15 protein-coding genes are annotated in these 14,377 nt (G+C 43.8%); 9 read left to right on the forward strand and 6 right to left on the reverse strand.

Translation table 11 applies throughout. The annotated features are described in order from the left end of the window. Positions 1-78: 78 nt before the first annotated feature. Both B7C60_RS11000 and B7C60_RS11005 read left to right on the forward strand, forming a co-directional pair. Positions 79-1,257 (forward strand): MalY/PatB family protein, encoded by a 1,179-nt coding sequence (locus tag B7C60_RS11000; protein ID WP_099611700.1) that lies wholly within the window; start codon positions 79-81, stop codon positions 1,255-1,257. 207 nt (positions 1,258-1,464) lie between these two features. Beyond that, entirely contained in the window at positions 1,465-2,265 is an 801-nt protein-coding gene (locus tag B7C60_RS11005; RefSeq protein ID WP_099611701.1) for a glycosyl hydrolase 2 galactose-binding domain-containing protein, read from the forward strand. Between the two features lie 10 nt (positions 2,266-2,275). Here the strand turns inward: B7C60_RS11005 and B7C60_RS11010 are convergent, their stop codons facing one another. From B7C60_RS11010 to argR, 5 genes are all read right to left on the reverse strand, one after another. Then, positions 2,276-2,680 (reverse strand): DUF2061 domain-containing protein, encoded by a 405-nt coding sequence (locus B7C60_RS11010; RefSeq protein WP_099611702.1) that lies wholly within the window; start codon positions 2,678-2,680, stop codon positions 2,276-2,278. Between the two features lie 134 nt (positions 2,681-2,814). After that, positions 2,815-3,252: a universal stress protein gene (locus B7C60_RS11015; protein ID WP_099611703.1), complete on the reverse strand. Its 438-nt coding sequence runs from the start codon at positions 3,250-3,252 to the stop codon at positions 2,815-2,817. Positions 3,253-3,340: 88 nt separating this feature from the next. Further along, positions 3,341-5,920 (reverse strand): TRAP transporter permease, encoded by a 2,580-nt coding sequence (locus tag B7C60_RS11020; protein WP_099611704.1) that lies wholly within the window; start codon positions 5,918-5,920, stop codon positions 3,341-3,343. Between the two features lie 167 nt (positions 5,921-6,087). Further along, positions 6,088-7,056 carry a TAXI family TRAP transporter solute-binding subunit gene (locus B7C60_RS11025; protein ID WP_099611705.1) on the reverse strand — a complete coding sequence of 323 codons (969 nt, stop codon included), beginning with the start codon at positions 7,054-7,056 and terminating at the stop codon, positions 6,088-6,090. A gap of 348 nt (positions 7,057-7,404) precedes the next feature. Next, positions 7,405-7,875 carry a transcriptional regulator ArgR gene (gene argR / locus B7C60_RS11030; protein ID WP_099611706.1) on the reverse strand — a complete coding sequence of 157 codons (471 nt, stop codon included), beginning with the start codon at positions 7,873-7,875 and terminating at the stop codon, positions 7,405-7,407. Between the two features lie 317 nt (positions 7,876-8,192). Between argR and mdh the strand changes: the two genes are divergently transcribed. Next, positions 8,193-9,125 carry a malate dehydrogenase gene (mdh, locus tag B7C60_RS11035; protein ID WP_099611707.1) on the forward strand — a complete coding sequence of 311 codons (933 nt, stop codon included), beginning with the start codon at positions 8,193-8,195 and terminating at the stop codon, positions 9,123-9,125. A 104-nt stretch (positions 9,126-9,229) separates the two neighbouring features. On the opposite strand, the gene ispB is transcribed toward mdh, so the two are convergent. Beyond that, the gene (gene ispB / locus B7C60_RS11040) at positions 9,230-10,201 is read right to left on the reverse strand and encodes an octaprenyl diphosphate synthase (RefSeq protein ID WP_099611708.1); all 972 of its coding nucleotides are present in this window, start codon (positions 10,199-10,201) and stop codon (positions 9,230-9,232) included. A gap of 271 nt (positions 10,202-10,472) precedes the next feature. On the opposite strand from ispB, the gene rplU reads away from it, so the two are divergent. The 6 genes from rplU to folA all read left to right on the forward strand — a co-directional run bounded on the left by rplU (position 10,473) and on the right by folA (position 14,370). Next, positions 10,473-10,784 (forward strand): 50S ribosomal protein L21, encoded by a 312-nt coding sequence (rplU, locus tag B7C60_RS11045; RefSeq protein WP_078926510.1) that lies wholly within the window; start codon positions 10,473-10,475, stop codon positions 10,782-10,784. 20 nt (positions 10,785-10,804) lie between these two features. After that, positions 10,805-11,062, forward strand: coding sequence for a 50S ribosomal protein L27 (rpmA, locus tag B7C60_RS11050; RefSeq protein ID WP_078926511.1), 258 nt, complete (start codon positions 10,805-10,807; stop codon positions 11,060-11,062). A gap of 212 nt (positions 11,063-11,274) precedes the next feature. Beyond that, on the forward strand, positions 11,275-12,444 hold the full coding sequence (cgtA, locus tag B7C60_RS11055; protein ID WP_099611709.1) for an Obg family GTPase CgtA: 1,170 nt from the start codon (positions 11,275-11,277) through the stop codon (positions 12,442-12,444). Positions 12,445-12,593: 149 nt separating this feature from the next. Then, entirely contained in the window at positions 12,594-13,355 is a 762-nt protein-coding gene (locus tag B7C60_RS11060; protein WP_099611710.1) for a threonine/serine exporter family protein, read from the forward strand. A 2-nt stretch (positions 13,356-13,357) separates the two neighbouring features. Beyond that, entirely contained in the window at positions 13,358-13,831 is a 474-nt protein-coding gene (locus tag B7C60_RS11065) for a threonine/serine exporter family protein (protein WP_161427220.1), read from the forward strand. A gap of 38 nt (positions 13,832-13,869) precedes the next feature. Then, on the forward strand, positions 13,870-14,370 hold the full coding sequence (gene folA, locus B7C60_RS11070) for a type 3 dihydrofolate reductase (RefSeq protein ID WP_099611712.1): 501 nt from the start codon (positions 13,870-13,872) through the stop codon (positions 14,368-14,370). The last annotated feature ends 7 nt before the right edge of the window (positions 14,371-14,377 follow it).

A 14,377-nucleotide genomic window follows, 5' to 3' on the forward strand; every position in this document is an offset into this window, starting at 1 on the left:
TAGATGCTCCCCCTCGTCACAATCGAAAGAACCCCCAAATGTGATTGTGATGAGGGATCTTAATATTGGAAGATTCGTATGACTCAAAATTTCGATTTTGATACCCCCATTAATCGCACCGGAACTTACTGCACACAATGGGATTATGTTCAAGATAGATTTGGTAAAGCAGGTCTATTACCATTCACGATTTCAGATATGGATTTTGCTGCGCCAGAGCCGGTCATCAATGTGCTTAAACAACGGCTGGAACATCCGGTGTTAGGTTATAGTCGCTGGAATCATGATGATTTTAAATCAGCAATTCGTTATTGGTATCGAACTCGTTTTGAATGCGAAATTGATACTCAGCAATTGGTGTACGGCCCATCGGTTATCTATATCGTATCAAAATTGATTGAGCAGTGGAGTCAGCCTGGGCAGGGCGTAGTGTTCCATACACCTGCTTATGATGCGTTTGACAAGATGATTGAAGGGCAAGGTCGGACGTGCGTTCGTAGCCAGCTTATCCGGCAGCAAGGTCGATTTGATATTGATTGGTCAGATCTAGAAACAAAGCTTGCTGACGTGAATAACACCGTGCTGCTGTTGTGCAGTCCTCATAATCCAACTGGGCGAGTTTGGTGCCAAAGTGAGCTGGAACAAATGGCTGTACTTTGTGAAAAGTATCGAGTCAAAGTGATTTCCGACGAAATTCATATGGATGTGTGCTTTAAGCGTCATATTCCATACGTGGGATTTGGAAACACGCAAGATTGGGCTGTGGTTACTTCTGCGTCTAAATCATTCAATATTCCCGCATTAAACGGAGCTTATGCGCTGATTGCAGATTCACAAACGCGTGAACGTTATCTGCATAAACTCAAGGAAGTGGATGGACTTTCATCGCCTTCTATCATGGGCGTTCTCGCGACGATGGCAGCTTACCAGCATGGTGAAGCTTGGTTAAATGCGCTCAATAATTATGTATTAGCTAATCATAAATACGTGAAAGAAACGCTACAAAGTACATTTTCTGACGTGATCTATCTGGTGCCAGACGCGACGTATTTGGCGTGGATCGATTTGTCTGTTCTGAATCTAGATATGGTGATGCTTAATCAGGCGTTAATTGAACAATTCAATGTCGCTATTATGTCTGGTGACGTTTATGGCGATTCAGGTAAAGGTTACCTCAGACTCAATCTAGGTTGCCCAAAAAGCAAAGTCGAGCAGGGTATTTCCGCCTTGATTCAAGCCATCAAATTGCAGCGATAAATCGATCGTGGCAGTGTTTGAGAAATGGCTACTTAAACATAGAGTCTGTTATTTAAAACTGTGTTGTAGAAGAAGTAGAGTTTCAAACTATTTGGTATCGGCCATGCTAAGCATCAAGTTTAAGCTCATATTTGGCTAGTGGTATGCTGGTGTTTTTGATCTAGATCATGTATACATGGCGAAAACAGATTAACCTTGATAACCATTATGCAACTTTCTCTTGCCGGATTTTGGCAGCTTTCTCCCTTGACCGATTTATCTATTCCACAGCAGGATCTCTGTTTTCCTGCACCACTTAGTTCAGTTTTACCTGAATCACTTGATGAATCTATTATTGCGGCACAAGAATGGCATTTAATGCACGATATTGAGGTTGATGAGCAATTGCTGCGTTATCCTGCGATCGATCTGGTGCTAGAAGGGATCGATTATCATGCAGAGGTGCGGTTGAATGGGGTGGCTCTGTTTGATTGCGATGGTACTCAGGCAATCTATAAAAAAGAAATTCGCTCTTTGCTTAATCTAGGTAGAAATCGGGTCGAAATTCTATTTCTTTATCCAGAAGAAGAATCGTTGATTGATCATGATGAGGTGGAGCAGTGTGTATTAGGTGAGTTAATACCCCAGCGTTACGACGAGCGAATGGGAATATGGCGTGCGCCTTATTTACAATGCATTCGTCATGTTCGGCTTGAACACATTACCACTGAGCAAATTTGGCATCATGGTGGAGGATGTGAACTACTGATTCGCTTATTTTTTACATCGTATGCGGCTGGGTTGATTTCTGCAGTGATCAAGTTTGATCATATGACTTATCAGTTACCGATTGATGTTCGTAGTGATTGTGTGAGTGCGCTATTTCAAGTTGAGGCTCCCAAGATTTATCGGCCTGAGAACCCTGATTCTGCTGCGCTTTATACCATCAATGTTGAGTTAGATGGACAAAAAGTAGCGCTGAAATTAGGTTTAAATGAGCACCTTTGTGTCACTCACTTTCCTTTATAATCCTTGATGATTAATGGGCACAGCCCCAATGATTTTGCTCTGAACTTTTGGCCTGTGGATGCATACTTTGCCACAATCTTTCGTGGAAATAGTAAGCGCAGGTATTAAAGCTAGGTTCAATCATCGCCATCACGCCACCAACTAACCAACTGCCAGTTAATAGGTAAGCAATACTAAAGGCAACACTGAAGTGAATCACAGCGAAGCTGGCGGTTTTTAGCTGTGGCTTACTTGCATATCGTAGTAAGAATGGATGTTTGGTCCATGCTTTTTCGTGGAAATAAAAAGCAACGGTGTTCACCATCGGCTCTAACATTGCAATTAAACTTCCGAGGATAATGTCGCCAGTTAGGATGTAAGCGATAGTGAAAGCGATGGTAAAGTGTATAGCAGCAAAGCTTAATGTCTTTTTCATAATGTCTACTCGCTCCGTTTCTTTTTGATGTAATCATTATTGATAATTATTCTCAAAAAGAAAAGGGGAATTGAACAATTAATTTGATAGGTAATAACGAACAAAAAAAGGCGCATGAAGCGCCGAGGTATTATCTATCCTTGTGGTTTGACAACCAGCACATTGATGGGTGAGTGTTCAACCACTTTGCTGGCCACAGACCCCAGCATCACTTTATCCATGCGTGAACGTTTATGGCTCGGCATAATAATCAAGTCGGCGTGAAGTTTAGCGGCATGTTCCAGAATGGTCGCGTATGGTTTTCCTTCTGCGACATGCAGTTGATATTCAACGTCAGAGGCAACATTTTGCTGAGCAAATTGTGCCAACCTTTCTCGCACATCCTGCTTCATTTTTGCTGCAGCATCACGGGGAAAGTAAGTGGCCACCATCGACATATGAATACCAGGTAAAACGGTTAATAGGTGTAGTTTAGCGCCACTTTGTTGGGCGTGCCATACGGCGAGTTGGGTTGCTTTATCTGCAAAGCCCTGCTCATTTAAATCGACAGGAACCAAGATATGGTGATACATAATTCATTATCTCTGTGTTAGTACTGATGAAAACTATACCCAAGCGTGGCGTTATTGCTTGGGTATAGGTCTGATTATTATCAATATATTAAGCGGCTAAGGCTTGTTTAGCTGCTCGTCTTTTTTGGTTCCACCCTAATAGTAGAGTAAAGAAGATGGCAGGGAGGAATACCCACTCTTTCATGGGCCGGTCGCTGTCGACAATTATCGAACGAACTTCCCAATCAAAATCAATGCCTGCCGCTTCCGCGGGGCTACCAAATTCAACCATATCAATCAGCATGCGATTATTGGCTTTATTGATGATTAGCCCCATTGAAGCAATACGTTGTGCTGCATTGGTTGCTTGGTCATCAAAGGGCAGCATGACGGTTTTAGAAACGTAGTTCCCCGTTAAGGTTTCTCCTGCGACAATCATGGTAAGTGGTTGACCAACCGGGGTTTGTTCAACAAGTGATTCAAGTTGTGTTCCAGGATAAATGTGTTGTGCGGGATAAATCATATCCCACCAAAAACCGGGTCGGAAGAAGGTAAACGTTAGTAATAATAGTGCGACCACTTCCCACCATTTTGTTTTAGTAAACCACCAACGCTGTGTTGCCGCTGAAAACAGTAGCATCGCGATGATGGCGGAGGCGATGGTAAGAGCAAGATGCCACCAGGTATCAATCCCCATCAGTAATAGCTGGGTATTAAACACAAACATAAAGGGCAAAATCGCGGTACGGATATCATAAGCAAAGCCTTGAATACCTGTACGGATAGGATCGGATTGAGCGATGGCAGCAGCGGCAAAAGCGGCTAAGCCGACTGGAGGAGTATCATCCGCTAGAATACCAAAATAAAATACAAATAAATGGACTGCTATCAGTGGAATAATTAAGCCGTTTTGTGCGCCTAAAGTGACGATCACGGGGGCCATTAAGGTCGAAACTACAATATAGTTAGCCGTTGTTGGCAACCCCATTCCCAGTAAGAGGCTGATCACGGCAGTAAAGAGCAGCATTAAGATAATATTCCCGCCAGAGACAAACTCAACGAAGTCGGTCATGACTAAGCCTATTCCTGTTAAGGTGACCACGCCAACCACTGTTCCGGCAGCGGCGGTAGCGACACCAATACCAATCATATTTCTGGCACCGGAGACTAGGCTTTCAAGCAAATCATTTACCCCCACTTTGGCTTGAGTGGAAGCATTCCCCGCCTGATTAAACCAAGCCATCAAGGGACGCTGGGTCAGTAAAATGAAGATCATAAATATGGTCGCCCAAAATGCCGAAAGTCCAGGTGAAAATCGTTCAACGGTTAAGCACCAGACTAATACCACAATAGGGAGTAGATAGTGTAAGCCAGATTTAATGGTTGGGCCAACTTCAGGGATCTCTTGTATATTTTGATCGATGTTGGGTGCTTTTTCATGGTTAAACTTTGCCGCAACTCGCACTAAGAGAAGGTACGTAACCAGTAGAGCGGTTCCCACTATCGGTGTTGCAGCAGCACCAAATGCCTCTTTAGTCCAACCAATACCATAGTAAACAATGGCGCTTAATACACATAGGCCCAATATTGTACCGGTAAATGAGAGCAGGCTTTGTATTAATGTCGTGGTTTTACGTCGTGGAAGCCCCGTCATACCTGCTTTACAAGCTTCCAAATGCACAATATAGATCAGCGCAATATAGGAAATCAGCGCAGGGAGTAATGCTGCTCGAATAACTTCAACATAGGAAATACCAACATATTCCACCATTAAAAAAGCTGCAGCCCCCATGATCGGGGGTGTTAGCTGACCATTAGTTGATGCTGCAACTTCGACGGCTCCCGCTTTAGTGCCCGGAAAGCCAACTCGTTTCATTAATGGGATGGTAAAGGTGCCGGTGGTTACGACATTAGCAATGGAAGAGCCTGAAACTAAGCCGGATAAGCCGGAAGCGACAACGGCTGCTTTTGCTGGGCCACCGCGCATATGGCCAAGTAAAGAAAAAGCGACGTTGATAAAGTAAGCGCCCGCTCCGGCTTTATCAAGCATGGCTCCAAATAGCACAAATAAAAACACAAAAGAGGTAGATACGCCTAAAGCGACCCCAAAAACCCCTTCAGTGGTTAGCCATAAATGTGACATGGCTTTTTGTACGCTAGCTCCCTTATGAGCAATCACGTCTGGCATGTAAGGGCCTGCAAACGTGTAAAAGAGAAATAACCCGGCGACACACATTAGTGGAGGGCCTAATGCTCGACGAGTGGCTTCTAGTAATAACAGCATACCTGTTACCGAGATTATAATATCCGGTGTAGTGGGGGCTCCAGATCGGCCAGCTAATGAGGCATAAAACAAGTAAATGTAGGCGGCTGAAAAACTACCTGCTAATGCGAGTAACCAATCGGTGAGAGGGATATGCTCTCTCGATGAATTTTTTAATGCGGGATAAGCCGTAAATGCAAGAAAGACGGCAAAGCTTAAATGGATGGAACGTGCCTGAGTATCGTTGAGAATGGCGAAGTCAAAGATAAAAGGCAGAGGTGAGGCATACCAAAGTTGGAAGAGTGACCAACAAAGGGGCACAAACCATAAAATACGGCCGGGCAATCCTTTAGGGTTTCTTGCTCCGGTATCTGCTTGTGCAACCATCTCTTGCACATCTTGTGACGGGATATTGGCCTGCGTCATGTACGTTATCCTTATTATTGATGGTCTTAATTGGGTAGACAAAAAATGTGGCTTTACTAACGGAGTGAAAGCCAAGGGTTTATCTGAGGGAAAAAGCCCGGAAGGTTCCGAGCTTTTTCTGCTCTCGCATGAGTGCTCATTGCGAGATGGGAATGGATGTTAAGCCATTATTTCAAAAGACCCACTTCTTTATAGTACTTGACTGCACCAGGATGAAGAGGGATTGAAAGTCCGGCTTTGACCATGTCTTCTTTTTTCAGTGTCGCAAAAGCAGGGTGAAGGCGAGTAAAGGTATCAAAATTTTCAAATACTGCTTTTGCGACGTTGTAAGCCACTTCATCGGACACGTCGGTACTGGTCACTAATGTTGCTGCAACCCCAAAACTGGTTACATCAGTATCGGTTCCGCGGTACATGCCAGCAGGTACTGTGCTATAGGCATAGTATGGGCGTTCTGCAACAATTTTGGTGATTTTGGGCCCCGTGGCTGGAACGAGTTTAGCATCACAAGAAGTAGTGGCTTCTTTGATTGAACCATTTGGGTGGCCAACCATGTAGATAAAGGCATCAATTTTGTTGTCACACAAGGCTTGTGAACGCTCAGAGCCTTTAAGTTCTGCCGCAAGCTTAAAGCTGTCGTTAGTCCATCCAAAAGCCTCCATGACGACTTGCATGGTTGCGCGGTCACCCGAGCCTGGGTTACCAATGTTGACGCGTTTACCTACCAGATCGTTGACATTTTGGATTCCTGAGTCAGTGCGAGCAATAATATTAAAAGGTTCGGTATGAAGAGAGAACATCGCCCGTAGATTTTTATTTGGCCCTTGTGCCTTAAATTGGCTGGTGCCGTTATACCCATGATATTGCCAATCGGATTGAACAATACCAAAATCTAACTCGCCACTTCGAATCGTATTGACGTTATAAATAGATCCACCCGTGGATTCAACAGAGCAGCGAATATTATGCTGCTGACGATCTTTATTCACCAAGCGACAAATAGCGCCTCCAGTAGGGTAATAAACGCCTGTGACTGAGCCTGTACCTATGGTTATAAATTCCTGCGAATAGACCGTGCTTGACCCCATCACTACTGCGGCAATTGCCCCGATCTTAATGATTTTATTCAATACCATGAATGTCCCTTCCTTTTTGTTATTACCCGAACATTGAATAGAGAATGTCGGGGTGTTTCTTCAGTGAGAAACCGAAACTTTTTCAATCCATATACCGAAAAAGCGACTGAATAATAGCAAAAAATGGTAAAGTAATTATAGAATTGTAAAATAATATAGTGAGGCAAGTTAGTGAAAGAGTGGGGGGAACCTAGCTGATTAACTGGATAACTAATTGATGAATAAAGAGTTGGAAGATAAGTTATACGGCTTGATAACTTATCCGATATGTGAGGTGGATCACGTCGATTTGGTAATCAATCCACCTGTTTTCATCCTTATTTTATGCACTCATGGTATGAAATGCCATTAACCGGCATATTCAAAAAGTTCACAAACTGAGGTGAATAACTGCTTGGTTGTTATATTGAGAGTCGGGGTAATAAAGATGGTATCATCACCCGCAACGACACCTAATATACCTTCTGATTTGCCAAGCGAATCGAGTAATCTGGCGATAAGTTGTGCCGCTCCTGGGCCTGTATGAATCACAACTAAGGCATTATTGTGGTCGATATCTAGCACTAGCTCGCGTAAAGAGCTTGATACTGTCGGTACTCCCAGTTCTGCCGGAAGACAATAAACCATCTCCATTTTGGCATTACGAGTACGAACAGCCCCAAATTTGGTCAGCATGCGTGATACTTTTGATTGGTTAATATTATCAAAACCTTCATTTTTTAAGGCATCAACAATATCGCTTTGAGAGCCAAATCGCTCTTCTTTTAGTAGCGCTTTAAAAGTGCGAACTAAATTATCTTGTTTATCCATATGGCGCATTATTCTTCTTACTTTCGCTCAATCAACCATGAATTGGTATTTTCACATAGCCGATACTAGGGTGGCAAATTATGATACAAAACTGTCTAAAAGGTCACTGTAAAAATTTCCGATTTTGGTTTAGATAGAGGGTAAATTTTTGTTATTAAGTCATTATGACGTCATAATCGAACCTTAAGTTGTAGCACGGCTTCAGGGAGTTGCGCAAAGTCGCAAAGCTGAAGTTAATTGATTGTAATCAAGTTGTACTTGCTATAGCGTTTTAAATCTACCCTACTAAAACATTTATAAGAGATTAACTCTCAAGGAGAACCACGATGAAAGTTGCTGTTATTGGTGCCGCTGGCGGTATCGGTCAGGCCCTAGCTCTGTTATTGAAAAATCGTCTTCCTGCTGGTTCAGATCTTGCCCTTTATGATATCGCACCGGTAACGCCAGGTGTCGCAGCAGATTTGAGCCATATTCCAACCCCAGTTTCAATTAAAGGTTATGCGGGTGAGGATCCGACTCCTGCCCTTGATGGTGCTGATATAGTGCTTATCTCTGCTGGCGTCGCTCGTAAGCCGGGTATGGATCGAGCGGATCTCTTTAATGTGAACGCAGGCATTGTTAAATCGTTAGCTGAACGTATTGCCGTGGTTTGTCCAAATGCATGTGTTGGCATTATTACCAACCCAGTTAATACAACCGTTCCTATTGCTGCAGAAGTGTTGAAAAAAGCCGGTGTCTATAACAAAGCGAAGCTTTTTGGTGTAACAACCCTTGATGTTATCCGCTCTGAAACCTTCGTTGCTGAACTGAAAGATAAAGATCCAGGTCATGTGCGTGTACCGGTGATTGGCGGGCACTCTGGCGTGACTATCTTGCCGCTTCTTTCTCAAGTGGAAGGGGTTGAATTTACGGCTGAAGAAGTTGAAGCGCTTACAAAGCGTATCCAAAATGCAGGAACAGAAGTGGTCGAAGCGAAAGCGGGTGGCGGTTCAGCAACGCTGTCTATGGGACAAGCTGCTTGCCGTTTCGGTCTGTCTTTAGTGAAAGCACTGCAAGGCGAATCGGTCATTGAATATGCTTATGTTGAAGGGGATGGCAAACACGCTCCATTCTTTGCCCAACCGGTTAAACTTGGTAAAAATGGCGTAGAAGAAATCCTTAGCTATGGAGCGCTTAGCGAGTATGAGCAGGCCGCGCTGGATGGAATGCTAGAAACGCTAAATAAAGATATCGAAATTGGGGTCGATTTCGTTAAATAGACCAATATCCATCGTGAAAAAAAATGCCGCTGAGTTATCGCGGCATTTTTTTCATCTGATTTTATGAATTAACATAGTGATTATAAATTAACACAGTGAAAGGGCTATTTATTCCGTTTCACTGCCATATGAGCCAAAGCAATTAGTGCTTGTTTATAGTCACTTTCAGGGATGATTGCTAACTCAGCAATCGCTTTATCCGCTTCTTGTTGCGCTTTGGCAGTTGTATATTCTAGTGAGCCCGCTTGATGCATGGCGGCTAAAATAGCGTTTAGTTTGTCCATACCATTGGCTTTTTCAATCGCTTCACGGATCATCGCTGCTTGTTCTGGGCCGCTATGATGCATGGCATGTAGCAAGGGGAGCGTTGGTTTACCTTCAGCTAGATCGTCTCCGACGTTTTTACCCATCTCTTTGCCGTCGGCGGTGTAATCCATCACATCATCGATTAATTGAAAGGCTGTTCCTAGGTATCGGCCGTAGTTCTGTAGTGCTTGCTCAACTTCTGGTGAAGCAGCTGACAATACCGCACCAATCTGCGTTGCAGCTTCAAATAAGCGTGCGGTTTTTGAGTAGATCACCTGCATGTAACTTTCTTCAGTGGTATCAGGATCATTGCAATTCATTAACTGAAGTACTTCTCCTTCGGCGATCACATTAACCGAGTGGCTCATCAGTTTTAGGATCTTCATTGATCCTAATTCGGTCATCATCTGAAATGAGCGGGTATAAATAAAATCGCCGACTAAGACACTGGCAGCGTTTCCAAACATCGCATTGGCTGTCGCCTTGCCACGGCGCATATCCGACTCGTCGACCACATCATCGTGCAATAATGTTGCGGTATGAATAAACTCAATAAAAGCGGCGGCGAGCGTGTGCCCTTGGCCTTGGTAACCTAATGCTTTGGCCGATAAAATGGCGAGCAGCGGACGCAGACGTTTTCCGCCTCCGCTGACAATATAAAAACCGAGTTGATTGATCAGAGAGACATCAGAATTGAGTTGAGCAAGTATCGTTTCATTCACTTTTGCCATGTCATCGGCAGTAAGCGCTTGGATAGCTTTAAAATCCATTATAAATCCGGCTGAAGTTAGAGCTTGTAAGGCATAATGTTCTTCGTTAATTGATCAATAATACACTAAAAAATATTGATTAATATATGGCTTAAAGGCATGATTGCGCCACTTTTGTTTGGCGATTAGCTTTTCGCCAATTTTTTTCAAATATGGCTTGTCATAGGAACGCCATTCACGTAGAATCTGCGCCCTATTGATGATTAGTTTAGCGCACACCCTTTTTGCTCAAATTACAAGCATAGGCTGTGCGGAAAGAGCGGAGTAAAATATGTACGCTGTTTTCCAATCTGGTGGTAAACAACACCGTGTAAGCGAAGGTCAAACTCTTCGTTTAGAGAAATTAGACGTTGAAACTGGTGCGACAGTTGAATTTGATAAAGTTCTTCTTGTTGCTAACGGTGAAGAAATTCAAGTTGGTGCTCCTCTTGTAGAGGGCGGTAAAGTGACTGCTGAAGTGGTACAACATGGTCGTGGCGATAAAATTAAAATCGTTAAGTTCCGTCGTCGTAAACACTCTCGTAAGCAACAAGGTCACCGTCAGTGGTTCACAGAAGTGAAAATCACTGGTATCAACGCTTAAGTTATTAGGAGAGTTTAACAATGGCACACAAAAAAGCTGGTGGTTCTACTCGTAACGGCCGCGATTCAGAAAGTAAACGTCTTGGTGTTAAGCGTTTTGGTGGTGAGTCTGTATTAGCAGGTAACATCATCATTCGTCAACGTGGTACTAAGTTCCACGCTGGTAATAACGTAGGTATCGGTAAAGATCATACTCTATTCGCTCTATCTGATGGTAAAGTGAAATTCGAGACTAAAGGTCCTAAGAACCGTAAATTCGTTAGCATCGAAGCTGAATAAGTTTAGTTTCTCGCTGAATGTAAAAGCCCTGCCATTTTGGTAGGGTTTTTTGTTTATAAATAGAGCAGATAACACGTCATCTATAAGTTAGGGTGACTTGTTATGTGTTCCTAGGCAGCAAGCGGGGGAGGTGTCCAGCTACCTTAAGCTTCTGCTAAAATAGAGATCATGGGTACCCAATGATAGTGCACGCAAGTAATGCGGAGTAAGAAATGAAATTCGTTGATGAATCGGTAATAAAAGTTCAGGCCGGCGATGGTGGCAACGGGGTTGTTAGTTTTTGGCGAGAAAAATTCGTTACTAAAGGCGGCCCGGATGGTGGTGATGGTGGTGATGGCGGTGATGTTTACATGCTTGCCGATGAAAACCTCAATACATTGATCGATTACCGTTTTCAGCGCTTCTATGAAGCAGAACGGGGTGAAAATGGCCGTGGGGGGAATTGTACGGGTAAACGAGGTAAAGATAAGATTTTACGCGTTCCGGTCGGTACTCGTGCGGTTGATATTCACACGAATGAAGTGATTGGCGAAGTGGCTGAACACGGTAAGAAAGTGATGATCGCCAAAGGTGGTTGGCATGGGTTGGGTAATACTCGCTTTAAATCTTCCGTTAACCGTGCACCACGGCAGAAAACCATGGGGACCAAAGGCGAAGTTCGAGAAATTCGTTTAGAGCTATTGCTGCTGGCTGATGTAGGTATGCTTGGCCTGCCAAATGCAGGTAAATCGACCTTTATTCGTGCGGTATCGGCTGCAAAACCTAAAGTGGCTGACTATCCATTTACCACTCTAATTCCAAGCTTAGGCGTGGTGAGTGTCGTGCCAGAAAAGAGCTTTGTAGTGGCCGATATCCCAGGCTTAATTGAAGGAGCGGCGGATGGCGCAGGTTTGGGGATTCGTTTCTTAAAACATCTAGAGCGTTGTCGTGTTTTGCTACATATGATCGATATTATGCCGATTGATCAAAGTGATCCCGTGCAAAATGCACTTACGATCTTGGATGAGCTTGAGCAATACAGTGAAAAGTTAGCCCAAAAACCTCGTTGGCTTGTGTTCAATAAAGTGGACTTGATGCCAGAGGAAGAGGCGAATGAGATTATCCAAAATGTACTTGATGCATTAGGTTGGGAAGATCAATATTTCAAAATTTCCGCGCTTAACCGCCAAGGCACTAAAGAGCTATGCATGAAATTGGCTGATTTCATGGCTACTCTTCCCCGTGAGCAGGAAGTGGCCTCTGCTGAGCAAAAAGTCGAGTTCATGTGGGATGATTACCACAAAGATGCCATGTCTGGTCAAGATGTTGTCACTGAAGATGACGATTGGGACGATTGGGATGACGAAGAAGATGACGGCCATGTTATCTATGTTCGAGAGTAATCAAAGCCATATGATTAGGCTGTACTGAATATCTATTATCGTTAGCCGCAATCTTGATTGCGGCTTTTTAATATTCTAAATCATGTTGTTGTGATGAAAATTATTGCAAAATACGACAGTTATTTCTCTCGATGGTTAGGAATGGAATCATGACATCTAAACAAAGGGCCGTTTCTCGATTAATTGCTCAGGCTGGACAAATGTTACATGCACATGGTGCGGAAAGTACCTTGATCGGTGATATTATGCGCCGGATGGGCTTTGCATTGGGCATGAATGAAGTTGAAATTTCATTGTCTGCTAGCTCGTTAGTGGTCACTACCGTTTATCAACAACATTGCATTACCACCGCTCGGCGCTGTGCTGACCGAGGGATTAATATGCGGGTGATTACTCAGATCCAACGTATTTGTATTTTGATGGAAAGAGGCTTACTCGATTATTCGATGGCCCAGCATAAGCTCAATCGTATAACTCCAGAGCGCTATAATCGTTGGTTGGTGGTGGTGATGATCGGGTTGTCTTGTTCAGCATTTAGTCGATTAGCGGGGGGAGATTGGATTGTTTTTGCTATGACCTTTCTCTCTTCGGCGATCGGGATGATCGTTCGTCAGGAAATTGGTCATCGTCAATTTAATCCGCTATTAAATTTTGCCGCGACCGCTTTCGTGACTTCTCTTATTTCTGCTCAAGCGGTGATGTATCAATTGGGAAATAAACCCACGTTAGTGATGGCGTCATCGGTGTTGATGCTCGTTCCTGGTTTTCCTCTGATTAATGCCGTTGCTGATATGTTGAAAGGTTATATTAATATGGGGATCGCTCGCTTTGTGATGGCGAGTTTATTAACTTTTGCCACCAGCTTAGGCATCATCGCAGCAATGAGTGTAACCGGAATTTGGGGGTGGTAAGTATGCTGACATGGTCACTTTTTTGGGGATTACTCAACGATATGTTGTTTGCTTCTATTCCCGCAGTTGGATTTGCCCTAGTGTTTAATGTGCCGGTCCCCGCTTTAAAATATTGTGCATTAGGGGGGGCGATAGGGCATGGCTCTCGCTATCTAATGATGCATTTTGGCATTCCAATTGAATGGGCGACATTTTTTTCTGCCACTCTGGTTGGGATGATTGGTGTACAGTGGTCTCGTCGTTTTTTAGCTCATCCCAAGGTGTTTACTGTGGCGGCCTTAATTCCGATGGTTCCTGGTGTTTTTGCTTATAAGGCCATGATTGCTATGGTGGAAATTAACCATTTAGGATTTACTCCCGAGTTGCTGGGCACCTTGATGGAAAACTTTTTAAAAGCCATGTTTATTATTGGTGGTTTAGCCGTTGGTCTTGCCGTTCCTGGGCTGTTATTTTACCGCCGTAAACCCATCGTATAATATCGAAAGTAGCGCTTAAACGAGAAGAGGATCTATTGATGATTATCAGCATGATTGCCGCGATGGCCAACGAGAGAGTGATAGGTAAAGATAATCAAATACCGTGGCATTTACCCGCTGACTTTGTTTGGTTTAAGCGTTGTACGATGGGGAAACCGGTGATTATGGGGCGCAAAACTTATCAGTCGATAGGGCGTCCATTACCGGGACGGTTGAATATTGTGATTAGCCGCGATCCTCACTTGATGATTGAAGGTGTGGCGGTGGTTTGTTCACTGGAAGCCGCATTGGCGAAAGCGGGAGAGGTATCTGAAGTGATGATTATTGGCGGTGGAAGTCTCTATGCTGAGTGTCTACCCTATGCCAGTAAGCTGTATATTACCCACATTGATGCTCAGTTGGTCGGAGATACTCAGTTTCCCGATTGGGGGGATGATTGGCATGAGTGTTATCGTGAGCACTATGCTGCAGATGAGAAAAACGCCTATTCAATGGACTTTACCATTTTAGAACGGAAGTCTGTAGAACCTAGAACCTAGAACCTAG

This window comes from Vibrio fujianensis, from assembly GCF_002749895.1.
Classification (GTDB): domain Bacteria; phylum Pseudomonadota; class Gammaproteobacteria; order Enterobacterales; family Vibrionaceae; genus Vibrio; species Vibrio fujianensis.

Excerpts from the sequence above, each read along its gene's own strand:
- B7C60_RS11020 (WP_099611704.1), bottom strand. The coding sequence starts at position 5,920 with ATGACGCAGGCCAATATCCCGTCACAAGATGTGCAAGAGATGGTTGCA.
- B7C60_RS11060 (WP_099611710.1), top strand. The coding sequence starts at position 12,594 with ATGACATCTAAACAAAGGGCCGTTTCTCGATTAATTGCTCAGGCTGGA.
- B7C60_RS11005 (WP_099611701.1), top strand. The coding sequence starts at position 1,465 with ATGCAACTTTCTCTTGCCGGATTTTGGCAGCTTTCTCCCTTGACCGAT.
- B7C60_RS11000 (WP_099611700.1), top strand. The coding sequence starts at position 79 with ATGACTCAAAATTTCGATTTTGATACCCCCATTAATCGCACCGGAACT.
- argR (WP_099611706.1), bottom strand. The coding sequence starts at position 7,875 with ATGCGCCATATGGATAAACAAGATAATTTAGTTCGCACTTTTAAAGCG.
- B7C60_RS11015 (WP_099611703.1), bottom strand. The coding sequence starts at position 3,252 with ATGTATCACCATATCTTGGTTCCTGTCGATTTAAATGAGCAGGGCTTT.
- B7C60_RS11010 (WP_099611702.1), bottom strand. The coding sequence starts at position 2,680 with ATGAAAAAGACATTAAGCTTTGCTGCTATACACTTTACCATCGCTTTC.
- ispB (WP_099611708.1), bottom strand. The coding sequence starts at position 10,201 with ATGGATTTTAAAGCTATCCAAGCGCTTACTGCCGATGACATGGCAAAA.
- folA (WP_099611712.1), top strand. The coding sequence starts at position 13,870 with ATGATTATCAGCATGATTGCCGCGATGGCCAACGAGAGAGTGATAGGT.
- B7C60_RS11025 (WP_099611705.1), bottom strand. The coding sequence starts at position 7,056 with ATGGTATTGAATAAAATCATTAAGATCGGGGCAATTGCCGCAGTAGTG.
- mdh (WP_099611707.1), top strand. The coding sequence starts at position 8,193 with ATGAAAGTTGCTGTTATTGGTGCCGCTGGCGGTATCGGTCAGGCCCTA.
- rpmA (WP_078926511.1), top strand. The coding sequence starts at position 10,805 with ATGGCACACAAAAAAGCTGGTGGTTCTACTCGTAACGGCCGCGATTCA.
- cgtA (WP_099611709.1), top strand. The coding sequence starts at position 11,275 with ATGAAATTCGTTGATGAATCGGTAATAAAAGTTCAGGCCGGCGATGGT.
- B7C60_RS11065 (WP_161427220.1), top strand. The coding sequence starts at position 13,358 with ATGCTGACATGGTCACTTTTTTGGGGATTACTCAACGATATGTTGTTT.
- rplU (WP_078926510.1), top strand. The coding sequence starts at position 10,473 with ATGTACGCTGTTTTCCAATCTGGTGGTAAACAACACCGTGTAAGCGAA.